This window comes from Cellulosimicrobium sp. I38E, from assembly GCF_001647255.1.
In the GTDB taxonomy this organism is placed as follows: Bacteria; Actinomycetota; Actinomycetes; order Actinomycetales; family Cellulomonadaceae; genus Cellulosimicrobium; species Cellulosimicrobium cellulans_E.
In genome coordinates, this window is record NZ_LUAZ01000023.1 from 17788 (window position 1) to 41986 (window position 24199).

The window sequence follows — 24199 nt, forward strand, 5'->3', positions numbered from 1 at the left end:
CACCCCGGCAGGCCCGGCTCCCGCGAGGAGGCGGCGATGCGCCCAGGCCAGCCCCGGCACTACCTCATGTGCCGGCCCACGTACTTCACCGTGAGCTACGAGATCAACCCGTGGATGGACCGGCGCACCCCGGTCGACACCCCGCTCGCGGTCGCCCAGTGGGAGCGCCTGCGCGACACCTACCGCGACCTCGGCCACACCGTGGAGACGATCGACCCCGTCCCGGGCCTGCCGGACATGGTCTACGCCGCCAACGGCGCGACCGTCGTCGACGGCCTCGTCTACTCCGCGCGGTTCACGCACCCCGAGCGCGGGCCCGAGGGCCCCGCCTACCTCAAGTGGTTCGCCGACCACGGCTACGTCACCCACCTCGCCGAGCACGTCAACGAGGGCGAGGGCGACCTCCTCGTGGCGGGAGACGTCGTGCTCGCCGGGACGGGCTTCCGCACCGACCGCGCCGCGCACGCAGAGGCCGCGGCGCTGTGGGGGCGCGAGGTCGTGACGCTCGAGCTCGTCGACCCGCGCTTCTACCACCTCGACACCGCGCTCACGGTGCTGCGCGGGGACTCCGGTGAGGCGTCGGGCGTCCGGGGGTCCGACGGCGGCGCGCACCCCGCCCTCACCGGCCCACCGCCCGTCGACGTGGTCTACTACCCGCCCGCGTTCTCGCCCGCGGCGCAGGAGGTGCTGCGCGAGCGGTACCCCGACGCGCTCCTCGCGACCGAGGAGGACGCCGTCGTGCTCGGCCTCAACGCGGTGAGCGACGGCGCGCACGTCGTGCACGCCCCGCGCGCCGAGCGGCTCGCCGCGGCGCTGCGCGAGCGTGGCTACGAGACGATCGCCGTCGACACGTCCGAGCTGCTGCGCGGAGGCGGCGGCGCCAAGTGCTGCACGCTCGAGATCCGCGAGATGGCCGCAGGATCGTCCGCGGCCGCCGGGAGCGCGTCGTGACCGCGCAGGACGTCCGCCCGGTCGCCCGGCCGGCGGACGAGACGCCGCGCGACGCGCTCGCGCACAACTACCACCCGCTGCCCGTGACGGTCGCGACGGCCGAGGGGTCGTGGGTCACCGACGTCGACGGCCGCCGCTACCTCGACTTCCTCGCGGGCTACTCCGCCCTCAACTTCGGGCACCGGCACCCTGCGCTCGTCGCGGCCGCGACCGCGCAGCTCGGCCGCGTCACGCTCACGTCGCGCGCGTTCGACCACGACCTCCTGCACCCCTTCGCCGCGGCGCTCGCCGCGCTCGTCGGGCCGCTCACCACCGGCGGGCCCGACTCCCTCGTGCTCCCGATGAACACCGGCGCCGAGGCGGTCGAGACCGCGATCAAGACCGCGCGCAAGTGGGGGTACGACGTCAAGGGCGTGCGACCGGGAGAGGCGACGATCGTCGTCGGCTCCGGGAACTTCCACGGCCGCACGACGACGGTCGTGTCGTTCTCCGACGACGAGGACGCGCGCCGCGGGTTCGACCCGTACACGCCCGGCTTCCGCCTCGTGCCGTACGGGGACGTCGACGCCGTCGCCGCCGCGATCGACGAGACCACCGTCGCGGTGCTGCTCGAACCCGTGCAGGGCGAGTCCGGCGTCGTCGTGCCGCCCGCCGACTACTGGCCGCGCCTGCGTACCCTCACCGCCGAGCGCGACGTCCTGCTGGTCGCGGACGAGATCCAGTCCGGGCTCGGCCGCGCGGGCACGACGCTCGCGACCGAGACGTGGGGCGTGCGCCCCGACCTGGTGACGCTCGGCAAGGCGCTCGGCGGCGGGATCCTGCCCGTGTCCGCCGTCGTGGGTCGGCGCGACGTGCTCGCGGTGCTCACCCCGGGCACGCACGGCAGCACGTTCGGCGGCAACCCGCTCGCGTGCGCGGTCGGTCTCGCCGTCGTCGACCTCCTGGCCTCCGGCGAGCCGCAGCGCCGGGCGCGCGAGCTCGGCGCGCGGTTCCAGGACCGGCTCGGCGGGTTCGTCGACGCGGGGCTGCTCGACGGCGCCCGCGGCCTCGGGCTGTGGGCGGGGCTCGACCTCGACCCCGCCCGCGGGACGGGGCGCGACCTGTGCGAGGCCCTGCTCGCCCGCGGCGTCCTCGCCAAGGACACGCACGGCTCCACCATCCGCCTCGCTCCCCCGCTGACCATCTCGGCCGACGACCTCGAGACCGGGCTGTCCGCCCTGGAGGACGCGCTCACGGTCCTTGCGCGGGGTCGGTAGAGTCCGGAGGGTGACCACGCCCGAGCACACCGCACCCGGTACCACCACCCTCGCGTCGTCCCTGGACGACCTGCGTCGCGCCTACGCCGACCTGCAGGCCCTGGGGCTGAAGCTGGACCTCACGCGCGGCAAGCCCTCGGCCGAGCAGCTCGACCTCTCCGAGGCCCTGCTCGCGCTCCCGGGCGAGGGCGTGCACACCGACGCCGACGGCACCGACGTCCGCAACTACGGCGGCCTCGACGGCCTCCGGCAGCTCCGGGAGATCTTCGCCGAGCTGCTCGGCGTCCCCGTCGAGCAGCTCCTCGCGGGCGGCAACGCGAGCCTCACGCTCATGTACGACACGCTCGCGTACGCGACCCTCTTCGGCGTCCCCGGCTCCGAGCGTCCCTGGGGCCGTGAGGAGAAGGTCCGCTGGATCTGCCCCGTGCCCGGCTACGACCGCCACTTCTCCGTGTGCGACGCCCTCGGCATCGAGATGGTCACCGTGCCCATGACCGCCGACGGCCCCGACGCCGCCGCCGTCGCCGAGCTCGTCGCGAACGACCCCACCATCAAGGGCATGTGGGTCGTGCCGACCTACGCGAACCCCGACGGGTCGGTCGTCACCGAGGAGGTGGCGCGCGCGCTCGTGTCCGTGCCCGCCGCGGCGCCGGACTTCCGCATCCTGTGGGACAACGCGTACGCGCTGCACCACCTCACCGACGACGAGGTCCGCAGCGCCGACGCGATCTCCCTCGCCGCCGAGGCCGGCCACCCCGACCGCGTGATCCTCTACGCCTCGACGTCGAAGATCACGTTCGCCGGCGCCGGCGTCGCGTTCCTCGCGTCGTCCCCCGCGAACGTCGCCTGGTACAAGAAGCACCTGTCCGCCCAGTCCATCGGCCCGGACAAGGTCAACCAGCTCCGCCACGCGCTGTTCTTCGGCGACGCCGACGGCGTGCGCGCCCACATGCGCAAGCACCGCGACATCATCGCCCCCAAGTTCGACGCCGTCACGAGCATCCTCGCCGAGCGTCTCGGCGACGCCGGCGTCGCGTCGTGGACCGAGCCGAAGGGCGGCTACTTCGTCAGCCTCGACGTCGTCCCGGGCACCGCGTCGCGCGTCGTCGAGCTCGCGAAGGCAGCCGGCATCGCGCTCACGCCCGCCGGCGCCCCGTTCCCCTACGGCAACGACCCCGAGGACAAGGTCCTCCGCCTCGCGCCGACCCTCCCCCCGATCGAGGAGGTCCGCGTCGCCATGGACGGCGTCGCGACCTGCGTCCTCCTCGCCGCCGCGGAGGCTGCCGCGCAGTAGAGGGTTCCTACCCCGCGAGATAGAGCCTCCGGCCGCGAGGTAGAACCCCACGGGTTCTACCTCACGACCGGAGGCTCTACTTCGCGCAACCACACTCCGCTCTGCTCCTGACGAATCGCACTGGTCGTCGGGCACCGGCGCGGCGCAGGATGGAAGACGTGCACGACCGATGAGTTCTGCCGGCCCCGACGGTCGGTGCGTGGGTGGCCCGGGGAGCCGGGCGGCTCGTCGGCAGCGACGAACGACCATCCCGCGGAGGGGACATGACCGACACTGCACGCGGCGACCTCGCCGTCGAGGCGCGCGGCCTCGTCAAGCACTTCACGACCGGGAAGTCCGTGACCAAGGCGGTCGACGGCATCGACCTGCTCATCCCCGAGGGCACCGTGTTCGGCGTGCTCGGGCCGAACGGCGCGGGCAAGACGACGGCCGTCCGCATGCTCGCGACGCTCCTGCGGCCCGACGCGGGGACGGCGCGCGTGCTGGGCCACGACGTGGTGCACGACGCCGACAAGGTGCGTTCCGTCGTCGGGCTCACCGGGCAGTACGCGTCCGTGGACGAGGACCTCACGGGCACGGAGAACCTCGTGATGCTCGCGCGGCTGTACGGGTTCCTCGGGGGCACGGCGCGCGGGCGCTCGGCCGAGCTCCTGGAGGCGTTCGGCCTCGGCGACGCGGGCGACCGCCAGGTGAAGACGTACTCGGGCGGCATGCGGCGCCGCATCGACCTCGCCGCGAGCCTCGTCATGAGCCCCCGCGTGATCTTCCTGGACGAGCCGACGACGGGCCTCGACCCGCGCAGCCGCAACCAGGTGTGGGACATCGTGCGCGTGCTCGTCGCCGACGGTGCGACGGTCCTGCTGACGACGCAGTACCTGGAGGAGGCGGACCAGCTCGCCGACCGGATCGCCGTGATCGACCACGGCAAGGTCATCGCGGAGGGCACCGCGACGGAGCTCAAGCGGTCGGTGGGCGAGGGCGCGGTTCACCTGCGCCTCGCCGACGCGACGCAGCGGGGCCGGGCGGCGGAGGTCGTGGGCGCGCTGCTCGGCACGGAGATCACGCTCGCGAACGACCCGTACGCGCTCACGGCACGCGTGCCCGACGACGGCGCGGCCGACGTCGCGCGCATCCTGCCCGCGCTCGGGGACGAGGGCATCGTGGTGCCCGAGTTCACGCTCGGCCAGCCGAGCCTCGACGAGGTGTTCCTCGCGCTGACCGGCCAGCCCATGGAGGACGACGAGACGATCGAGGAGGTGGCCTGATGGCCGTCGACCCCACCATCACCGCCGCGGAGCTGCGCGCGCCGGAGGCGAACGCGCTGCGGGCCGCCGTCGCACTCGAGCAGCGGCCGTCGCGCCCCTCGCCCGTGTCCGCGACCTTCACCTACACGTGGCGCGCGCTGCTCAAGATCAAGCACGTGCCGGAGCAGCTCTTCGACGTCACCGTCTCGCCGATCATCTTCACGCTCATGTTCACGTACCTGTTCGGCGGCGCGCTCGCCGGGGACGTGCAGAGCTATCTGCAGTTCCTCCTGCCGGGCATCCTCGTGCAGGCGGTGCTCTTCACGACGATCTACACCGGCTACACGATGAACACGGACATCAGCAAGGGCGTGTTCGACCGGTTCCGGTCGCTGCCGGTGTGGCGGCCCGCCCCGATCGTCGGAGCGCTGCTCGGCGACACCGTCCGCTACACCATCGCGTCGGTCGTGACGCTCGCCCTCGGCCTCGTCCTGGGCTTCCGTCCGCCGGGCGGCGTGGTGGGGGTGGTGCTCGGGATCGTGCTGCTGCTCGTGTTCGCGTTCGCGCTGAGCTGGGTGTTCACCGCGCTCGGGCTCGTGCTGCGCTCGCCGAACGCCGTCATGGGGACGTCGATGCTCGTGCTCATGCCGCTGACGTTCGCGTCGAACATCTTCGTCGACCCGTCCACGATGCCCGTGGTGCTCCAGCGGTTCGTCGAGGTCAACCCCGTCACGCACCTCGTGACCGCGGTCCGCGGCCTCATGGCGGGAGAGCCGGCGACGGAGGGGATCGTGTGGGTCCTCGTCGCGTCGGTCGTCCTGACGGCGGTCCTCGCCCCGATCACGATGCGGCTCTACCGCAACCGGAGCTGACCGGTCGTCGGTCAGCCGTCCTCGGACGCCGGCGCGTCGTCCTCGCACTTCTTCGTCACGACCATGACCGGGCACGCCGAGTGGTGCAGGACCGCCTGGCTCGTGGAGCCGAGGAGGAGCCCCCGGAAGCCGCCGCGACCGCGGGATCCGACGACGATGAGGTCGGAGGCCGTCGAGAACTCCGTGAGCAGCTCCGCGCCCGTGCCGTCGAGCACGATGCGCTTGATCGTGAGCCCCGGGTGCTCCGCCTCGTGGCGGTCGATGATGACGTTCAGGCCCTCGGTGATGTCCGCGAGTACCTGCTCGTGGTCGATCGACGCGGGCAGCCACGCGAGGAGACCGGCGCCGGCTCCGACCGGGACACCCGCGACCGCGACGAGCTCCGCGTCCCAGGCCTGCGCCTGACGGATCGCGTGGCGCAGGGCGATCTCCGCCGAGGGCGACCCGTCGACGCCGACGACGATGCGTCGTAGCGGCTTCACGGCGGGCAGCTCCTGCGGCGCGCCCTCGGCGTCCTTCGCGTCGGAGCGGTACGGCACGACGACGGTCGGGCAGTGGGCGTGCGCGGGCAGTGCCGACGACACGGTGCCCAGCAGGCGCTCGGTGAATCCGCCCCTGCCGCGCGTGCCGACGACGACGAGCGAGTGCTCACGCGACATCTCGACGAGCACTCCCGCGGCGTCCCCCGTCGTCACCGTGGCCGTGGTCCGGACCCCGGCAGCCTCGGAGCGGGCGCGCGCCTCCTCGAGGACGGCACGCGCGCCCTCCTGGATGGCCGAGTCGTCGAGCGCCGCGTAGCCGCCGTCCAGCGAGGCCGCCGTGAACGACGGCAAGGAGTAGGTGCAAACGATGTGGAGCGGCCAGCCCACCTGGAGCGCGTACGCCGCGGCCCAGTCCAGGGCGTGCAGGCTCGGTGCCGAGCCGTCGACGCCGACGAGGACGGATTCCGTGCGGGTCATGAGCGACTCTCCTCTCGACGGCCCGGTGCCATCGGACGACCAACCTAGCCGAGACCAGCGCGCCCGTCCGTCTGCCACGAGTCACGAACACGTCAAGAATGCCACGAACCCCGCCTCCTCGCGACGATGCGCGAGGGGACGGGGTTCGTCAGGCCAGTGACCGCTGGGGCCCTGAGAGCGTGGGCGATCAGGCCACGCGGATGAAGGTGGGGTTCGACTGCCAGATCTGACGGAACTGGACGGTCTTCCCGGGGCGCGGGGCGTCGATCATCATGTTGTCGCCCGCGTAGATCGCGATGTGGCCCGGCGTCCAGATGAGGTCGCCCGGCTGCGCCTGGTCGCGCGACACCTTGGTGCCGACGGAGCCCTGAGCGCTCGACGTGCGCGGCAGGCTGATGCCGACCTGCGCGTAGACGTAGCTGGTGAAGCCCGAGCAGTCGAAGCCGTCGGGGGTGGTGCCGCCGTAGACGTAGGGGACGCCCACGTAGCGCGCGGCGATCGAGACGATGGTCGAGCCGTAGGCCGACGCGGGGACGTCGACGGACGCCTCCTGCTGGGCAGGGGCCTCGGACTGCGACTGACGCTCCTGCGAGCGGCTCGTCTGGGTGGTGCGCTCCGGCTCCGGCTCGGGCTCGGGCTCCGGCTCGGGAGCGGGCGTCACGGTGACAGGCGCGGCGGCCTGCTCGATCGTGAACGCCGCGTCGGCCGCGACGGTCACCGCGGGGGCGGCCTCGAGAGCCTGACGGGCCTGCGCCGTGAGGGCGCTGAGGTCGACGGCGTTGAGCTTGCCGGACTCGTTGTCGACGGGGGCGGCGGTCGCCGGGGCGGCGGCACCGATCATCGAGACGATGAGGCCCGAGGACGCGGCGACGACGGCGGTGCGGCGACCGACGGTCGACATCTGGTCCGACGCGGCCTGGGCGATAGAGCTGAGTGGCGTCACGGGACGCCGCGCCGCGCGGTGGCGGGCGCGAGTCGTGCTCACGGTCACTTTGTGCCTCTCCAAGACGCCTGCGAGGTCAGCTGTCGGGTTCGGGTGGAAGAGTCACCCGGCCCGGCGGACCGAGGTCCGTCGGGCTTCACCCCAAGGGCGCTGTCTCCAGCACCCGGAAGTGGGTCCCCCGTCCCTGTCATCGGGTCGTCGTTGGCCTCGCGCGGTGACAGGGTTAGGCGTTCCGCGTGAGGACTCCCCCGGACGTGTCTTCCGATGGAGCAGCACCGACCGTACATGACGCCTCGGCAAAAGTCACGTTCCCATTACGAATCGATGCGGACGATCGCATCGTCGCAGGTCACGGCTCGTTTGGTGGTGAACGGACGACTAGCCGCGGGCGACGAACAGGTGGCGCGCGACGTCGTCGGGCAGGTCCAGCACGACCTCCGCGCCCTCCCCCTGCACCGTCACGCCGCCGTCCCCGGCCCACCGCACGACGAGCGTCCGCCGGGGCAGCACCTCGGCCTCCGCGAGCCGCGCGAGCAGCTCGACGTCGACCTGGATCGGCTCGGCGATCCGCTGGAGCACGACGCGCACCTCCGCGCCGTCCCGCCCGTGCTCCGCGAGGAGCACCGGGAGCGAGACGACGCCGTCGAGGAAGTCGACCTCCTCGAACTGCTCCCCCAGCTCCGGCAGGCCCGGGATCGGGTTCCCGTACGGGTCGAAGTGCGGGTGGTCGAGCAGCCCGATGAGGCGCTCCTCGACGAGCTCGCTCATGACGTGCTCCCAGCGGCACGCCTCGGTGTGCACGTACTCCCAGTCGAGCTTGATCACGTCGGTGAGCAGCCGCTCCGCGAGCCGGTGCTTGCGCATGACGCGCGTCGCCTTGTCGTGGCCGACGGACGTGAGCTCCAGGTGGCGGTCGCCCGTGACGACCACGAGGCCGTCGCGCTCCATGCGCGCGACCGTCTGCGACACCGTGGGGCCCGAGTGCCCGAGGCGTTCCGCGATGCGCGCGCGCAGCGGGACGATGCCCTCTTCCACGAGCTCGTAGATCGTCTTCAGATACATCTCGGTGGTATCGATCAGATCGGTCACGTCACGCTCCCAGTCGCTCGTCGGCTCGGGGCGCCCGGTCGTCGTCGCCACGGGGCGCCTGCCCGCACCGGCGGGCCGCTGGGGACAGTCTATGGCGAGCCCGTGACCCGGCCCGGGGGCCGCGCGGGAGAACCCGTGGTGCCTGCCCCCACCGGACGCTCCGGCACCCGTCCGCGACGCGACGAGCATCGTCGCGCGTCCGCGGACGCCGCCCCCGGCCGACGTGCCACGCGCGTAGGGTGACGGCGTGCCTGATCCCGCCACCGCCCCGATCACGATCCCCTCGGACCTGCTGCCGGCCGACGGCCGCTTCGGCTCCGGGCCGAGCAAGGTCCGCGCCGCGCAGGTCCGCGCGCTGTCCGACGCCGGTGCGTCCCTGCTCGGGACGTCCCACCGCCAGGCGCCGGTCCGCTCGGTCGTTCGCCGGACGCGCGAAGGGCTCGCCGAGCTCTTCGCCCTGCCCGAGGGCTACGAGGTCGTGCTCGGGAACGGCGGCTCCACGACATTCTGGGACGTCGCCACGGCCTGCCTCGTGCGCTCCAAGGCGCAGCACGCCGCGTTCGGCGAGTTCGGCGCCAAGTTCGCCGCCGCGACGACGGCCGCGCCCTTCCTCGAGCCGTCGCAGGTGATCTCGGCCCCCGCCGGGTCCGTCGCGCTGCCCGAGCCCGCCGACGACGTCGACGTGCACGCGTGGCCGCACAACGAGACCTCGACCGGCGCCATGGCCCCGGTCCGCCGCGTCCCGGGCTCGCGCGAGCGCGGCGCGCTCACGCTCGTCGACGCCACGTCGGGCGCGGGCGCGCTCCCCGTCGACGTCGCGGAGACCGACGTCTACTACTTCGCGCCGCAGAAGGTCTTCGGGTCCGACGGCGGCCTGTGGCTCGCGCTGTGCTCGCCCGACGCGCTCGCGCGCGCGGAGGAGGTCGAGTCGAGCGGAACCCGGTGGGTGCCGGAGTCCCTCTCGCTGCGCACGGCGGCGGCCAACTCGCGCCTGGACCAGACGCTCAACACGCCCGCGATCGCGACGCTCGTCATGCTCGCCGAGCAGGTCGAGTGGATCCTCGGCAACGGCGGGCTCCCGTGGGCCGCGGGCCGGTCGGCCGAGTCCGCCGCCCACCTCTACGGCTGGGCGGAGGCCCGCGAGTGGGCGACGCCGTTCGTCGCCGACCCGGCGCAGCGGTCCACCGTCGTCGGGACGGTCGACCTCGACGACGCGATCGACGCGACCGCCGTCGTGGGCGCGCTCCGCGCGAACGGGATCCTCGACGTCTTCCCGTACCGCAAGCTGGGCCGCAACCAGCTCCGCGTGGCGATGTTCCCGGCGATCGAGCCCGACGACGTCCGCGCGCTCACCGCGTGCGTCGACCACGTCGTCGAGCACCTCGCCTGACTCCGTCCGCCGTCGAGCACGCCCCCGCCCCGCGTCGAGCACGACATGAGGGTCGTCATGGAGCTCATGACGACCCTCATGTCGTGCTCGGCGCCCGGGGCTGCGAGGCGCGAGGCCCGGGCTCAGGCGGCGCGGGCCGCCTCCTCCGCGTCCTCGACGCCCAGGCGTCGGCGGGTCTCGGCCCGGGCGGACCGGTCCGCCGGGGTGCCCGCGTCGAGGTAGCGCACGACGAGGTGCGGGCGCTGGAGGACGCGATAGCGGACCTCGAGGTGCCAGTTGCGCACCGCCCAGACGGCGGCACCCACGGCGACGAGCCCGGCGGTGATCGACCCGACGCCGATGGCCCAGCGCGGGCCCCACGCCTCGGCGATCCAGCCGACGAGCGGCGACCCGACCGGCGTCGCGCCGAGGAACACGATCATGTAGAGCGACATGACGCGCCCGCGCATGACGGGGTCGACGGACATCTGGATCGTGGAGTTCGCGGCGGTCATCATCGTGAGGGACGCGAGGCCCACCGGGATGCAGGCGATCGCGTAGCTCGGGTAGGTCGGCATGACGGCCATGACGCCCGTCGCGACGGCGAACCCGAACGCGGACCCGATGACGAGCCGGACGCGCGGGCGCTCGCGCCGCGCGGCGAGCAGGGCACCGGTGAGCGACCCGATCGCGAGGATCGAGCCGAGGATCCCGTACTCCCCCGGGCCCTTGCCGAACTCGACCTTCGCCATCATCGCGGACGTGAGCTGGAAATTGAGCCCGAACGTCGACACGACCCCGACGACGACCATGATGACGATGATGTCGGTGCGCCCCCGCACGTACCGGATGCCCTCGCGGATCTGGCCCTTCTCGCGCGGCGCGCTGGGCAGCACGTGGAGCTCGCGCGTGCGCATGTACAGGAGCGCGAGGATCGTCGCCCCGAACGTCACGCCGTTGATGATGAACAGCCAGCCCGAGCCGACGGCCGCGATGAGGAGCCCGGCGACGCCCGGCCCCACGAGGCGCGCGGCGTTGAAGGACGCGCTGTTGAGCCCGACGGCGTTGGACAGCTTGTCGGCGGGGACCATCTCGGCGACGAACGTCTGGCGCACGGGGTTGTCGAACGCGGTCACGACGCCGAGCAGGCCGGCGAACACGTAGACGTGCCAGAGCTCGACGTTCCCGGACAGCACGAGCGCACCCAGGGCGAGCGCGAGGACCCCCATCGCGCCCTGGGTGGCCATGAGGAGCCGGCGGCGCGGGAGCCGGTCGGCGAGCAGGCCCGCCCACGCGGACAGCGCGAGCACGGGGGCGAACTGGAGCGCCGTCACGACGCCGACCGCGATGCCCGAGTTGTCGGTGAGGTCGGTGAGGACGAGCCAGTCCTGCGCGACGCGCTGCATCCAGGTGCCGACGTTCGCGACGAGCGCGGCGCCGAACCAGACGCGGTAGTTGTGGTACTTCAGGGAGGAGAACGTCGCGCTCATCGGGCGGCGATCCGGGTCAACAGCTCACTGGCGCGGGCCAAGGTCTCTCTTTCGTCGGGCGTGAGGGAGGACAGCTGCTGCGTGAGCCACGCGTCCCGGCGGCGGCGGGTCTCCTTGACCTCGCGCACGCCGGCGTCGGTGAGCCGCACGACGACCTGGCGACGGTCGCTCGGGTGCTCGCCCTTCTCGACGAGCCCCATCTCGACGAGGGCGTTGACGGCCCGGGTCATCGACGGCGGCTTGACGCGCTCGTGGTCGGCGAGCTCGCTCGGCGACATCGCGCCGTGCTTGTGCAGCACGGTGAGCACGCCGAACCGGCCCTCGGGCAGGTCGGCCTCGCCGCGCTGGGCGCGCAGGCGGCGCGAGATGCGCGTGAGCGCCACGCGGAGCTCACCGCCGAGGGTGGCGGGCCGGCACTGGTTCCGGGAGGGGGCAGTGGGGTCCGCAGCAGGCATGATAGTTACCTTAACTCATTACTCTAGGTAATGAAAGGCCGCGCGGACGCGCAGGGACGCCCCCGCGCCGTCCGAGACGTCCCGGGACGTCCGCTATGGTGTGCGCCGTGCACCAGGAACTGACCCTCGCCGAGACGCTCCACCTGCTCGGGCTCATGGGCCGCAAGCTGCCTTCGTTCATCACGTCCGTCTCCGGGCGCGGCGACGTGCTCGACCTGGTCGCGGACCCGCGCCAGGTCAAGCGCCTGCCCGGCCCGCTCAAGCTCGCGACCCGTCTCGCGCCGACCGTCCGCGCTGCCCTGCGCGTGGTCGAGGTGCGCGACGGCGTCGCGACGATCTCCGTGGACGCGAGCGCGGGCGGCCTGCCCGCGCACAAGCTCCTCGGTCTCGCGTCGAGCCGGATCGAGTCGGTCGTGGCGGCGAAGGGGCTGCCGGCAGGCTCCGTGCGGGTGCTCCCCGACGCGCGCATCGCACTCGACGTCGACCGTCTGCTCCAGGCGCGCGTCCCGGGTGCCCGCGTGAGCGACGTGTCCTTCAAGGACGGCGTGGTCGTCCTCGACGGCGTCGCCGGCTGAGCCCTTTGACCGAGCCGGGGCGCACGGGACGACGGCGTCCCTGCACGCCGCCTCCCGTGCGCTCCGTTCAGCCTCGGCCGCGCGTCGCCTCGTCGAGGAGGTCGAGGAACGTGCGGTAGTAGTCCTCGACGAAGTGGACCGGCGACGCACCCCACCGGTGGGACGGGTCGCCGACCACGAGGCGGTCCGGGACCCGGAGGAAGCGCGCCTCGGCCAGGTCCTTGCGCATGCGCGCGTAGAGATAGGTGAGCGTGCGGTTCGCCGCCTCGACGCGCTGCTGGTCGAACGCCCCGCCGTCCGCGTCGCCCCTCGCCCAGTACGCCTCGTGCACGACGACGCGGCCCAGCCGTCCCTGCCTGCGCGCCGTCGCCACGAGCGCGGCCCAGCCGACCTCCCAGCGGACGAGGAACTCCGGCGAGCCCGACGCGACGCGCGTCCCCGCGGCGCTGTCGCCACCGGCCCGCAGGAACTCCATGGAGCGGGTCGCCACGCCGCCGTCCGCCCCGACGACGAGGTCGTACTGCTCGTCGACGAGGTCGAGCACGACGACGTCCGCGTCCGTCGTCTCGAGCCGTGCCGCGAAGTCCTTGCCCTGGTCCCGCTCGACCATGCGGCGCTGGAACGGGGACTCGACGCGGGCGACGTCGACGCCGACGAGGCCCCCGGGCGCGAACGCGGACGCCAGCGAGCTGCGCGCGTAGTAGTCGGCGAGACGGAACCGCGTCTCTCCCGGCAGCGCGAGCGCGTCCCGCGTGACGCAGCTCCCGTGGATCAGGACGCTGCGCTGCGGGCCGCTGGAGCGGTCGGTCACCGGCGCCCGATCACTTGACCGTCGGCGGCAGGACCTCGAGCGCCTCGGCGTTCTGGACCAGGTAGGTGGCGACCGTGTCGTCCGCGAAGGACGCCATGAGCGGGTCGAACCGGGCGCGGTCGAGCACGACGATCGACTGCCCGTCGGCGCTGCGACCGGTCCCGGAGTTGGGGGCCGTCATGAACGTGACGTCCTTGGTGCTCAACCCGCGCGCGCTCATGTAGAGGGTGCGCATCTGGTCGATGGTCAGGCCGTCGTCCGTCGCCACCGACTCGCTCACCGCGGTGAAGAAGCGCGTCATCATCGCGACGTCGTTGCGGTTGTTGTTGATCTTGCCGAGCATCGCGCGCATCCAGTTCTGCTGGCGCTGCACGCGGCCGAAGTCGCCGTTGGCGAGGCCGTGGCGCTGCCGGGTGTAGGTGAGCGCCTCTTCGCCCGTCATCTGGTGCACGCCCGCCTCGAAGAACACCTTCTTGCCGTCGCCGATGTCCTCCGGGATGCGGATCTGCACGCCGCCCAGCGCGTCCGTCAGGGTCGTGAAGGACTCGAAGTCGGTCACGGCGAAGTGGTCGATGCGTACCCCGGTGAGCTGCTCGACCGTCTGGATCATGAGCGAGGGCCCGCCGTAGGAGAAGGCGGCGTTGATCTTGGCCTCCCCGTGGCCGGGGATCGGCACCCAGGAGTCGCGCGGGATCGAGACGACCTGCGCGGTCTGCCGGTCGGCCGGGAGGTGCACGAGCATGATCGCGTCGGTGCGCTGCGCGCCCGCCTCCCACTGGGACGGGTCGCCCGCGGAGATGCGGCTGTCGGAGCCGAGCACGAGGAAGTTCACGGCCTCCGTCGCGACCTCGGGGTTGGTCGGCGCCGGGTCAGGCCGGTTCTCGAGGCCCTCGAACGGGTCGGCGAGCTTCTCGATGTTGCTGTCGAGCTGACGCTGGAACCACCAGGCGCCTCCGACACCGCCGAGCACGAGCACGGCGAGCAGCGACGCGAGCACGACGAGCGCCGTCCGCCCCCCGCGACGACGGCGCGCGTGCCGCCGGTCGGCACGAGGCTCGGGCGAGGGCTGCGGGAACAGGGTGTCGGCCACGGTGGGTCATCCTACGGCCCACTCGCTGCCGGAACGGCCGTTTCGCGCCCTCTGCGGCACCCCTTCACCCGCAGGACTCCGCCATTTCACGACTTCGCCGCTTCTCGGAGCGGTACGATCGTGCCGCTCAGTTCCACGAAGGTCACCGGCGGAGGGCGCCCCCGGGCGAACCGCCGATCGCAGGGGGCGTCATGTCCACGAGTGCAGCGCGGCATGCCCGCACGCGCCGGCGACCGTTGCCGCGGCCACGCAGTCTGGGGCAGCACGACCATCTCCTCCTGGTCACGCACCACTACGAGCCCGAGACCGGGGCCCCGCAGCGCCGCTGGGGCGCGCTCGTCCCCCGGCTGGTCGGGGCCGGCTTCCGGGTGAGCGTGCTCGCGCCGCCGCCGCACTACCCGAGCGGCGTGCTCGACCCCGAGCACACCGACCTGCGCCCCGGCCTCGTCCAGCGCGGTCGGCACGGCGAGCGGATCCTGCGCGTGCGCTACCGGGAGCACTCGTCCTCGCTCGTGTCCCGCACGGCGGACCACGTCGTCGCGGCCGCCCACTCGGTCGTCCTGGGGTGGCGGCACCTGCGCGCCCGGGCGCACCGCCCGACCGTCGTCGTCGGCACCGTGCCCGGTATCCCGAGCATGTTCGCCGCGTGGGCCCTCGCCCGGCTCTTCCGAGCGCGCTTCGTGGTCGAGATGCGCGACGCGTGGCCCGACCTCATCCGGCCGGCGGGCGTCGTCGCGCACGGCTCCCGGAGCCGGGTCCGCGCAGCGCTGGTCGCCGTCGTGCACCGCGCCATCATCCGGCTGCAGACCCGCAGCGACCTCGTCGTGACGACCACGGAGACGTTCGCCGGGGTCGTCGAGAGCCGAGGTGCGCCGCACGTGGGCGTCGTCCGCAACGGCACCGCCTTCACCGACCGCCTCGCGGACGACGTCGACGACGAGGTCGACGCCCTGCCCGACGACGACGCCCGGCGCCTGGGGCCCGCCCGGCCGCTCCGCGTCGTCTACGTGGGCACCATCGGCCGGTCGCAGGGGCTCGAGGTCGCCGTCCAGGCGTCCGCAGCGCTCGCCGCGCGCGGCGTCCCCGTCGAGGTGCACATCGCGGGCGCCGGGGCCGACGTCCCGCACCTCACGACCCTGGCCGCGGCGCTCGGCGCGCCGGTGACGTTCCTCGGCCGCGTCCCGCACACGGACGTCCCCGCCCTCTACGCGTGGGCGGACACGGTGCTCGTGTCGCTGCGCGACTGGGAGCCGTTCGAGTGGACCGTGCCCTCGAAGCTGTACGAGACGATGGCGACCCGCCGGCACATCACGGCGTGCGTCGCGGGCGAGGCCGCGGAGCTCGTGCTCTCGCTGGAGGCGGGCGACGTCGTCCCGCCCGGAGACGTCGAGGCGCTGGCCGCGCTCTGGGCCGGGTTCGTCGCCGCGGGCGCGGTCCCCGTGATCGGTCACGCGGCGCAGGAGTGGGTCGCGCTCAACGCGGACGACGACGCGCTGGCCGCCCGGTACGTCGAGCTGCTCGACGGGCTGCGTCGATGAGGACCACGGCCCCGCGCGACGTCGTTCGCGCCCTCGTCCTCGCCCTGTCCTTCGGGACGCGCGCGGTCCTCGACGACCCCGTCTGGCTCGCGATCCAGGCTGTTCGGCGGGCACCCGCCCGGGTACGGCGCGGCGTGGTCCGCCTGCTCCTCACAGCACGCGACCCGTCGGCTCGCCGCGCGCTCGGTCTCTACCTCGACGGGGCGCCGGACGACGCGGCCCGCACGGTCGCCGCGGTGCTCCGCGCGCCCGGGTCCCGGCTCGCGCACCGCGTGGCGGCCGAGGTCGCGGTCGCCGTCGGCAGCGCCGAGCTGCTCGACGCGCCGCACGACGGGTCCCCGCAACCCGGGCCGGCCCGCCTGCGTGCGCTCTGGCAGGACGGTGACGTCGACGCGGTGGCCCGCGCCACGGCGTCGAGCCGCGCCGAGCGCCGCACCTTGCGTGCGATCCGGGCCCAGGTCCGGGCGCTCGAGCCCGACCCCGCGACCGACGGGACCCCGCCGCTCCCGGCGCGGACCGCCGTCGGGCACCCGCGCGTGCTGCACCACCTGACGAACTCGCTGCCGCACACCCAGAGCGGGTACACCCTGCGCAGCCACGCGATCCTGCGCGCCCAGCGGGAGGCCGGCCTCGCCGTGGCCGCGACGACGCGCGCCGCCTACCCGGTGACGATCGGCGTCCTCGGCGCGCGCGGGACGGACGTCGTGGACGGCGTCCGGTACGAGCGGCTGCTGCCGTGGGTGCTGCACGGCGACCCGGCGCGACGGCCCGCGGCCGAGGCGGACCTGCTGGTGCGCGCGGCCCGCCGGTTCAGGCCCGACGTCGTGCACGCCACCACGCCCCACACGACCGGCATCGCCGCGCGCGAGGCGGCCCGACGGCTCGGCGTGCCGTGGGTGTACGAGGTGCGCGGCCTGCCCGAGGAGACCTGGGCAGCCTCGCACGGCAGCGCCGAGGCGCGACGCGCGGCGGAGGCGTCGGGCCGGTACGCCCTGATCCGGGCCAAGGAGACCGAGCTCGCGCTCGCCGCCGACCACGTCGTGACCCTCAGCGAGACGATGCGGACCGAGCTCGTGGGGCGCGGCGTGCCCGGGTCCCGGATCACCGTGGTCCCCAACGCGGTGCCGGAGTCGCTCCTGCAGTCGACGCACCCCACGCCCGACGCCGCTCGCGCGACCCTCGGGATCGCGGCGCCCGGGCCGGTGGTCGGCACGGTGAGCAGCGTCGTCGACTACGAGGGCCTCGACACGGTCCTGCGCGTGGTCGCCGCGCTGCGCGCGGACGGCCTCGACGCGACCGCGCTCGTGGTGGGCGACGGCGTCGCCCGCCCCGGCCTGCTCCGCCTCGCCGACGAGCTGGACCTGGGCGCGCACGCCGTCCTGCCCGGGCGCGTCCCGCGCGCGCTCGCGACGACGTACCTCGCGGCGCTCGACGTCGTGCTCGTCCCCCGCCGCGACGACCGCGTGACGCGCCTCGTCACCCCGCTCAAGCCGGTCGAGGCGATGGCGGTCGGCCGGCCGGTCGTCGCGAGCGACCTGCCCGCGCTCCGCGAGGCCGTCGGTGACGCGGGGCGCCTCGTGCCCGCGGGTGAAGTTGCCGCCTGGACGGCCGCCGTCGCGGACGTCCTGGGCGATGACGACGCGCGTCGTGGGATGCTGGCGCGCGGTCGCGAGCTCGCGACCACCAGGACGTGGGCCGCGAACGCGGCCCGGTACCGCGAGGTGTACGCACGAGCACTGGCTGGAGGAGGACGATGAGCACCGCCCTCCTGCGTCGTGCCCTCGGTGCCCTCGTCGCGACGGCGCTGCTCGCCGGCTGCACCGCGGCGGACCCGGAGCCCACGCCGTCGGCGACGAGCACGTCCCCCGCACCGACGCGCTCGTCGGCGCCCAGCCCCAGCCCCACTCCGACGGGGCCCGCGGACCCGCTGCCCGAGGGGCCCGTGAACGCGCTCCTCGTGGGCACGGACTCGCGCGACCCCGCCGACCTCACGGGCAACGCCGACACGATCCTGCTGGTCCACGTGCCCGCCGACCGGCAGAACCTGTACCTCGTGTCGTTCACGCGCGACATATGGGTCGACATCCCGGGGCTCGGCGAGGGCAAGATCAACGCGGCGTTCTCGCGCGGCGGGACGGACACGCTCGTCCAGACCGTGTCCGGCCTGCTCGGCGGGGTAGAGATCGACTACGTCGTCCAGTCGAACTTCGCGGGGTTCATCGCCCTCACGCGCGCCCTCGACGGGTTCGAGGTGGACAACCAGCACGCGAGCACCGTGACCGTGCACAGCACGGGACGCGTCGTCGACTTCCCCGAGGGGCGCATCACGCTGTCCGGCACGGACGGCCTCATCTACGTGCGCGAGCGCAAGCGGCTCCCCCTCGGCGACCTCGACCGCACCGAGCGGCAGCGCGCCGCCGTCGTCGGGACGCTCGACCGGATCGCGGAGCGCGCCGACGAGCCGGCGGTGCTCGCCGAGCTCATGCCGATGCTCGTGCGCAACGTGAAGATCACGGGCGACCTCGACGTGGACGACGCGCTCGCGCTCGTCCCGCTCGCCGCCGAGCTCGAGCGCGAGGACGTCGTCGGGCTCATGGTGCCGATCACCGGGTTCGGCAACCGAGGCGGGGCGTCGGTCAACCTCGTGGACGCCCAGCGGACCGCCGCCCTCGGCGAGGCGGTCCGCACGGACACGCTCGACGCGTACGTCGCGACGTACGGCACGGACTACGCACCGACGGGGTCGTCCTAGGATGCCGCCGATGACCGGAGAGACGAACACCGCCGAGAACAGGCCCCCCGGCGGGGACCTGTACTCGATGCTGTTCGCCGGCCCGCCGTCGACGACGGAGGTCGTCTCCGCGGGTCGGCTCACCCGCGTCGGGGCGCGCCCGCCGCTCGGGGTGTACCTCGGTCAGCTCTGGAACCGCCGGCACTTCCTGTGGGCCGAGGCCCGCGCGAAGGTCACGAGCGGGACGCGCGAGAACCTGCTCGGCACCGTGTGGCTCGTGCTCAAGCCCGTGCTCGACGGGCTGACGTACTTCCTCATCTTCGGGCTCTTGTTGAAGGCGGACCGCGGTGTCGAGAACTTCCTCGGCTACCTCGTCATCGGTGTCTTCCTCTTCTCCTTCACCACACGGTGCATCACGGGCGGGGCGAAGTCGATCGCCACCGGACGAAACCTCATCCGAGCCTTCGCCTTCCCACGCGCCTCGCTCCCCCTCGCTGTCGTGCTACGCGAGATGCTCAACATGATCCCGGTGCTCGGTGCCATGGTCGCGATCATCGTGGTACTCCCCCCGGCCGAGGTCTTCACGTGGCGGGTCGCGCTCGTCCCGCTGGTGCTCGCCCTGCAGGTGGTCTTCGTGGCGGGTCTCTCGCTCTTGCTCGCGCGGTGCGTCTCCGTCATCCCGGACCTGAACCAGCTCATCGGGTTCGCGACGCGGTTGTGGCTGTACGGGTCAGCCGTGTTCTTCTCTTACGAGCGGTTCCTGGACCACCCCACGATCATCGCTCTGATGGAGGCGAACCCGATGTTCATGGTCCTGGACATGGTGCGCGACTGCCTTCTGTACGGAGCGACGCCCGCGCTCTCGTCCTGGCTTGGGCTCAGCGCCTGGGCAGTCGGGACGCTCGTCGTGGGCTTCCTCTTCTTCTACCGGGGAGAGGAGTCCTATGGCCGAGCTTGACCCGTTCTCCTCCGCGACGGTCGCCGTCCAGGACGTACACGTGCGCTATCGCGTGCCGTCGACGGACGCCGCCGAGCGTCGGCGCTCTCACCGTCTGGTACGTGCCGCGAAGACCGTGCTCGGCCAGCAGCCGATGGTGCTCGTCCGAGCACTGTCGGGTATCTCGTTCGTCGCCCGCTCCGGAGAGCAGATCGGCCTCGTCGGCCAGAACGGCTCCGGCAAGAGCACGCTCCTGCGGATCATCGCCGGGCTCGAACGGCCGGCGCGTGGTCGCGTGCTGGCCGAGAGCACACCGGTGCTCATCGGCGTGAACGCCGCACTCGTGCCCGACCTCTCGGGTGAGCAGAACGTGCGCCTCGGCTGCCTCGCGATGGGCCTGACGCCAGAGCAGACCGAGAAGGCGATCCCCGATGTCGTCGAGCTAGCCGGCCTCGGGAAGTCCATCTATCTACCGATGAAGACGTACTCGTCCGGCATGGGAGCGCGCTTGCGGTTCGCCATCGCGACCGCTGCGAACCCCCACATCATGCTCATCGACGAGGCCCTCGCCACGGGTGACGCCGCCTTTCGCGAGCGCAGCGAGGCACGCATGAACCGCCTCCGTGAGAACGCGGGAACCGTGTTTCTCGTGAGCCACGCGGCCAAGACGATCGAGGAGACGTGCACGCGCGCCATCTGGCTCAACTATGGTCGCCTCGTGCTCGACGGACCCGCTGAGGACGTGGCACTGCGCTACCGCAAGTGGGCGTGGGCCATCGCCAAGGAAAAGCCCGACGAGGCGAAGAAGATCATCGAAGACGCGCTCGCAGAGAAGACGGAGACGCACGTCCAGGTGGAAGAGCCGCCCGGGCGCAGCTACCGCCCCCGCCACGTGCGCGCACCCGGTCGCATCGTGACCACGAACGAGGAATGAGACGCATGACCACCCGCATCATGACCGTGTACGGCACGAGGCCGGAGGCCATCAAGGTCGCCCCCCTGATCAAGGCGCTCGAGGAGAGCCAGGACTTCGAGTCCGTGACCGTGGTGACGGGTCAGCACCGCGAGATGCTCGACCAGGTGAACGAGCTTTTCGGCATCGTCCCGGACCACGACCTCGACATCATGAGCCACGGGCAGAGCCTGGCGCAGATCTTTTCGCGTGTCATCGAGGGACTCGACCCGATCCTGGAGAAGGAGAAGCCGTCCGCAGTGATCGTCCAAGGGGACACCTCGACGTCCACCGCTGCCGCGCTCGCCGCCTTCTACCGCCAGATCCCGGTCGTGCACGTGGAAGCCGGACTTCGCTCGGGGAACATCCATTCGCCGTTCCCGGAGGAGGCGAACCGCAAGCTCACCACGCAGATCGCGACCCTCCACCTCGCCCCTACGGAGACCAGCCGCAGCAACCTCACGGCCGAGGGCGTGGATGACGCGGCAATCGCGGTCACGGGCAACACGGTGATCGACGCACTGCTGACGACAGTTGGCAAGGAGATCCCGTTCACCGAGCCTCGCCTCGAGGAGCTAGCCTCCTCGGGACGGCGCATCCTTCTCGTGACGACGCACCGCCGCGAGAACTGGGGCGGGGCGATGGAGGGAGTCGGCCGTGCACTCGCGCGCGTCGCGCGGGCCTTCCCGGACCTGGAGATCGTCCTCCCCGCGCATCGCAACCCCATCGTGCGCGATGCCGTGCTCCCCCAGCTGGAGGGAGTGGAGAACGTCACAGTGAGCGAGCCGCTCCCCTATGGAGAGTTCGCCAGGATGATGGCCCTCAGTACCGTGATCCTCTCAGACTCGGGCGGGGTTCAGGAGGAGGCGCCCAGCCTTGGCAAGCCGGTGCTCGTGATGCGAGAGAACACCGAGCGGCCTGAGGCAGTCGCGGCCGGAACGGTCAAGCTCATCGGTACCGAGGAGGAGCGGATCGTCGCCGAGGTGACCCGTCTCCTGACCGATGACGATGCGTACACGGCGATGTCAGGCGCCACGAACCCGTACGGCGACGGCAGTGCCTCGCACCGGTCGCTCGAGGCGCTTGCCACGGCGGTGACAGGGCTGCGCGCCCCCGGGCACCCGTGATGCGGACACTCATCCTGGGCAGCGGCCTCTCTCGGGAGACGAACGGCTGGCTCGGCACATATGGCTTCGAGACGACTGCAGCCTCCCTCGGTCAGTCGCTCATCGCTCTTCGAGGAGCGATCCCTGGCCTCGAAGGACACGCCAACCTCAGCGGCCTCGCGACCCGCTCGCAGCGCCGGACACTCCTCGGGACGCTTCGGGGCGACTTCCTCGCTCAGCTCGAAGCCCAGCGGCACACGACGGACCTACTCCTCTGGGACCTCGGACATGAACTGCTCGGGGTCTACGAGTACGCCGACGGGTATGTCACGCGCACGCCGGAACTCGTCCAGTCGGGTCTCGACAGCGCCCTCGCACGATCGGCTCGCCATCTCGCGTTCGGCACGGACGAGCACTTCCGGCTCTGGCGGCTCGCCCTGGACGAGTGGCACGCGAAGGTCACCGCGCTAGGGCTCGGTGGGCGAACCGTACTCCTCGCCCCCAGATGGCCCCGACAGTTCGACGACGGATCACCGGTGGGATCCGTCGCGAACTTCTCCCCAGACGATCTCGACACCGTCACGTGGCACTATCTCCAGGCGGCGCAGCACACGGTCGACGGGCTGCACGTCGTCGGTACGGATGTGCTGGGGATCGCCCAGCGTGGCCGCTCTGGAGAAGCTTCGGTCTTCGCTCTCGCGGATGTCACTTCGCACGCGCTCGCCGAGGGTGTCAACGCTCTGGTGTACGACGAAGAGTCCCCGGTTCCCCCTCCACTCCCTCGGGTCGAGCGGGTCAGCTCGAACGACTTCGTCGTGCACGCCGCCGACGACCACGCTTCCCGTGAGTTCGCGCTCTACGTCACGAGTCGCGACGGTGTGCACGAGAAGTTCTCCTACCAGGAGTCCCCCACGTTCCACGTGCGTGTCACCGACCCGGGCACGTATCGGTTCCGGCTCTTCTACAAGCGGCCGCACGGGAAGGTCGCCGTGTACTCGGCGCCCGTGCGGGTGGACTCCGGAGCGTGACGCAACCTGCAGGCAGCCACCTGGTCGGCGACGAGCCTCCGCGTGGGCTGGACCCTAGAGAGCGGCGAGGTCCGCGTCGTACCTCGAGGTGATCCGCTGCATGAGCTGTACGCCGCGCCGCTCAGCTGGCGGAAGCCGGAGCGAGGCCGCGAACAGGATGCGGCTGTTGAAGAACGAGTGCGACGACATGACCGGGTCGAGCTCGTTCGAAACGTTGGAGGCCCACATCGCCATGCGATGCTCCAGGTAGTGAAGATCGCCGATGTCGTACGGAGGCCGCGCCGGGTCGACGTTCCCCCGCTCGAAGAACCCGTCGAATGCGCGCGTGGTGAAGTCCAGGTGATCGGCGCTCGGGCTCTTCACCTTCCACGTGAGGTACTGCCGCACGGCGAACGACGCGCCCTCTCCGGCGAGCGGGACGAACTGCGAGTTCCAGGAACCCCGAAAGACCTCGCCCCCGTAGCCTCGAAGAAAGAGCTCCTGCCGGTCGACGTGAGGAGCCACGATACCGGGAAGCGTCGGCCTGCCTCGGGTGAAGGAGGTGTTGAGCGCGGCGATCTCACGAAGCCGGTCACTCCCGGGAGCCGGGGACACGCTCGACACCATGACGTGGTCGAGCCCAGTGTGCTTCACGATCTGACCCACGATCTCGATCTCGGTGTCGTCCAAGCCCGGCCACGTAAGAAGGCGCGGCCGGACCCCGTGCGCGCGGAGGGCGGCGATCAACGCGCGGCTGTCACTCCCGCCCGTCGCGCCCACGACCAAGCTCCTCCCTGTGTCGAGATACCGGGCGTACCGCGCAAAGTAGTCGTCCAGCATCTCGAGGTAGTTCTCGGTATCGAGCAGTCCTGACGGAGCCTGCGAGAGCGCGAACCGACGTGTCCGGCCGCTGCGGACGTCGAGAACGTTGTTCGGCACGAGCATCTTGATGTTGCGGTAGCGTGTCGCGTCACCCGGCAGGTATCGGGTTCGCCGTGCGCGGTATTCGTCAGAGCCCATATACATCGTCGTCTCTCGGTCCAGCCGATCACCGGCAAGCTCCGCGACGAGTGCGGGATGTGAGCCCACGATCCGCGGAGACGTCTGGCGATAACAGACGGATCGCGTGCCGAGGGGATCGTTCAGGACAGAAAGCTCTCCGTCTGCGACGCGAAGAAGAGCAAAGCGCCCCGACAACACGTCGGTCAGCGCGGGATCACCCACTTCGGCGTAGCGCGCAAGAACCTCGTCCAACGCTCGGTCGCCGTGTCCGACGAAGACGTCGCCCAGAGCCACACTCACCCCCGTCCGACCGCGCACCAGTCGTATCTCGACCTCAGGGTGCGTGCAGACGACGAAGTCCCCCACCGCGAGCCTGCTCCAGTCCCTCAGCACGTGACCCGATATCGGTGTGCTCGCGTGAAACGCCGCAAACCCGAACCGGAACAGGCGGCCGTCCGCCCGGGCGTCAAGAATCTCCACCGCGGTGGTCACTGAGCGTCCTCTCGCAAGCGCGTCTGTCGCATGTCG

General features: G+C 72.2%; 22 protein-coding genes and 1 riboswitch. Of the genes, 14 read left to right on the forward strand and 8 right to left on the reverse strand.

Translation table 11 applies throughout. The features are described from left to right. Window positions 1-36 precede the first annotated feature (36 nt). The 5 genes from ddaH (at window position 37) to A0J59_RS08365 (ending at window position 5617) form a co-directional block, all read left to right on the forward strand. Complete coding sequence (ddaH, locus tag A0J59_RS08345) at window positions 37-951, forward strand: dimethylargininase (RefSeq protein ID WP_064315789.1); 915 nt, start codon at window positions 37-39, stop codon at window positions 949-951. Then, the gene (gene rocD / locus A0J59_RS08350) at window positions 948-2207 is read left to right on the forward strand and encodes an ornithine--oxo-acid transaminase (RefSeq protein ID WP_064315790.1); all 1260 of its coding nucleotides are present in this window, start codon (window positions 948-950) and stop codon (window positions 2205-2207) included. The genes ddaH and rocD overlap by 4 nt, the downstream gene beginning before the upstream one ends. A 10-nt stretch (window positions 2208-2217) precedes the next feature. After that, window positions 2218-3501, forward strand: a complete 1284-nt coding sequence (locus A0J59_RS08355; protein ID WP_064315791.1) for an aminotransferase class I/II-fold pyridoxal phosphate-dependent enzyme — start codon at window positions 2218-2220, stop codon at window positions 3499-3501. A 263-nt stretch (window positions 3502-3764) separates the two neighbouring features. Further along, the gene (locus A0J59_RS08360; RefSeq protein WP_047232430.1) at window positions 3765-4766 is read left to right on the forward strand and encodes an ATP-binding cassette domain-containing protein; all 1002 of its coding nucleotides are present in this window, start codon (window positions 3765-3767) and stop codon (window positions 4764-4766) included. After that, window positions 4766-5617 (forward strand): ABC transporter permease, encoded by an 852-nt coding sequence (locus A0J59_RS08365; protein ID WP_047232429.1) that lies wholly within the window; start codon window positions 4766-4768, stop codon window positions 5615-5617. Before A0J59_RS08360 ends, A0J59_RS08365 begins: the two co-directional genes overlap by 1 nt. A gap of 11 nt (window positions 5618-5628) precedes the next feature. Here the strand turns inward: A0J59_RS08365 and A0J59_RS08370 are convergent, their stop codons facing one another. The 3 genes from A0J59_RS08370 to A0J59_RS08380 form a co-directional block, all read right to left on the reverse strand. Further along, window positions 5629-6576: a universal stress protein gene (locus A0J59_RS08370; RefSeq protein ID WP_064315792.1), complete on the reverse strand. Its 948-nt coding sequence runs from the start codon at window positions 6574-6576 to the stop codon at window positions 5629-5631. Between the two features lie 187 nt (window positions 6577-6763). Further along, on the reverse strand, window positions 6764-7567 hold the full coding sequence (locus A0J59_RS08375; protein WP_047232427.1) for a C40 family peptidase: 804 nt from the start codon (window positions 7565-7567) through the stop codon (window positions 6764-6766). 2 nt (window positions 7568-7569) lie between these two features. Beyond that, a riboswitch (cyclic di-AMP (ydaO/yuaA leader) is annotated at window positions 7570-7759 on the reverse strand. Window positions 7760-7897: 138 nt separating this feature from the next. Then, on the reverse strand, window positions 7898-8608 hold the full coding sequence (locus A0J59_RS08380; protein WP_064315815.1) for a metal-dependent transcriptional regulator: 711 nt from the start codon (window positions 8606-8608) through the stop codon (window positions 7898-7900). A 247-nt stretch (window positions 8609-8855) separates the two neighbouring features. Between A0J59_RS08380 and serC the strand changes: the two genes are divergently transcribed. Then, on the forward strand, window positions 8856-9998 hold the full coding sequence (serC, locus tag A0J59_RS08385; RefSeq protein WP_064315793.1) for a phosphoserine transaminase: 1143 nt from the start codon (window positions 8856-8858) through the stop codon (window positions 9996-9998). 122 nt (window positions 9999-10120) lie between these two features. On the opposite strand, the gene A0J59_RS08390 is transcribed toward serC, so the two are convergent. Together A0J59_RS08390 and A0J59_RS08395 are read right to left on the reverse strand one after the other, a co-directional pair. Beyond that, on the reverse strand, window positions 10121-11467 hold the full coding sequence (locus tag A0J59_RS08390; protein WP_047232425.1) for an MFS transporter: 1347 nt from the start codon (window positions 11465-11467) through the stop codon (window positions 10121-10123). Then, window positions 11464-11922, reverse strand: a complete 459-nt coding sequence (locus tag A0J59_RS08395; protein ID WP_064315794.1) for a MarR family winged helix-turn-helix transcriptional regulator — start codon at window positions 11920-11922, stop codon at window positions 11464-11466. The genes A0J59_RS08390 and A0J59_RS08395 overlap by 4 nt, the downstream gene beginning before the upstream one ends. Window positions 11923-12029: 107 nt before the next feature. Between A0J59_RS08395 and A0J59_RS08400 the strand changes: the two genes are divergently transcribed. Next, window positions 12030-12497, forward strand: coding sequence for a hypothetical protein (locus A0J59_RS08400; protein ID WP_255365080.1), 468 nt, complete (start codon window positions 12030-12032; stop codon window positions 12495-12497). A gap of 67 nt (window positions 12498-12564) precedes the next feature. Here the strand turns inward: A0J59_RS08400 and A0J59_RS08405 are convergent, their stop codons facing one another. Together A0J59_RS08405 and A0J59_RS08410 are read right to left on the reverse strand one after the other, a co-directional pair. Continuing rightward, window positions 12565-13308, reverse strand: a complete 744-nt coding sequence (locus A0J59_RS08405; protein ID WP_064315796.1) for a DUF6270 domain-containing protein — start codon at window positions 13306-13308, stop codon at window positions 12565-12567. 10 nt (window positions 13309-13318) lie between these two features. Further along, window positions 13319-14398, reverse strand: coding sequence for an LCP family protein (locus A0J59_RS08410; protein ID WP_255365081.1), 1080 nt, complete (start codon window positions 14396-14398; stop codon window positions 13319-13321). Between the two features lie 191 nt (window positions 14399-14589). Between A0J59_RS08410 and A0J59_RS08415 the strand changes: the two genes are divergently transcribed. The 7 genes from A0J59_RS08415 to A0J59_RS08445 are packed head-to-tail and all read left to right on the forward strand — an operon-like array spanning window position 14590 to window position 22690. Beyond that, window positions 14590-15936 (forward strand): glycosyltransferase family 4 protein, encoded by a 1347-nt coding sequence (locus A0J59_RS08415; RefSeq protein ID WP_082918856.1) that lies wholly within the window; start codon window positions 14590-14592, stop codon window positions 15934-15936. Next, window positions 15933-17693: a glycosyltransferase family 4 protein gene (locus tag A0J59_RS08420; RefSeq protein ID WP_064315797.1), complete on the forward strand. Its 1761-nt coding sequence runs from the start codon at window positions 15933-15935 to the stop codon at window positions 17691-17693. Before A0J59_RS08415 ends, A0J59_RS08420 begins: the two co-directional genes overlap by 4 nt. After that, window positions 17690-18688: an LCP family protein gene (locus A0J59_RS08425; protein WP_064315798.1), complete on the forward strand. Its 999-nt coding sequence runs from the start codon at window positions 17690-17692 to the stop codon at window positions 18686-18688. The genes A0J59_RS08420 and A0J59_RS08425 overlap by 4 nt, the downstream gene beginning before the upstream one ends. A gap of 10 nt (window positions 18689-18698) precedes the next feature. Continuing rightward, a complete protein-coding gene (locus A0J59_RS08430) occupies window positions 18699-19625 on the forward strand; it encodes an ABC transporter permease (protein WP_082918863.1) in 927 nt (308 codons plus the stop codon). Beyond that, on the forward strand, window positions 19612-20538 hold the full coding sequence (locus tag A0J59_RS08435) for an ABC transporter ATP-binding protein (protein WP_082918857.1): 927 nt from the start codon (window positions 19612-19614) through the stop codon (window positions 20536-20538). The genes A0J59_RS08430 and A0J59_RS08435 overlap by 14 nt, the downstream gene beginning before the upstream one ends. Before the next feature lie 5 nt (window positions 20539-20543). Continuing rightward, window positions 20544-21683, forward strand: a complete 1140-nt coding sequence (wecB, locus tag A0J59_RS08440) for a non-hydrolyzing UDP-N-acetylglucosamine 2-epimerase (protein ID WP_255365082.1) — start codon at window positions 20544-20546, stop codon at window positions 21681-21683. Then, window positions 21683-22690: a DUF6270 domain-containing protein gene (locus A0J59_RS08445; protein WP_156532892.1), complete on the forward strand. Its 1008-nt coding sequence runs from the start codon at window positions 21683-21685 to the stop codon at window positions 22688-22690. The genes wecB and A0J59_RS08445 overlap by 1 nt, the downstream gene beginning before the upstream one ends. A gap of 54 nt (window positions 22691-22744) precedes the next feature. Here the strand turns inward: A0J59_RS08445 and A0J59_RS08450 are convergent, their stop codons facing one another. Beyond that, a complete protein-coding gene (locus A0J59_RS08450; protein ID WP_064315801.1) occupies window positions 22745-24163 on the reverse strand; it encodes a hypothetical protein in 1419 nt (472 codons plus the stop codon). Window positions 24164-24199: the final 36 nt, after the last annotated feature.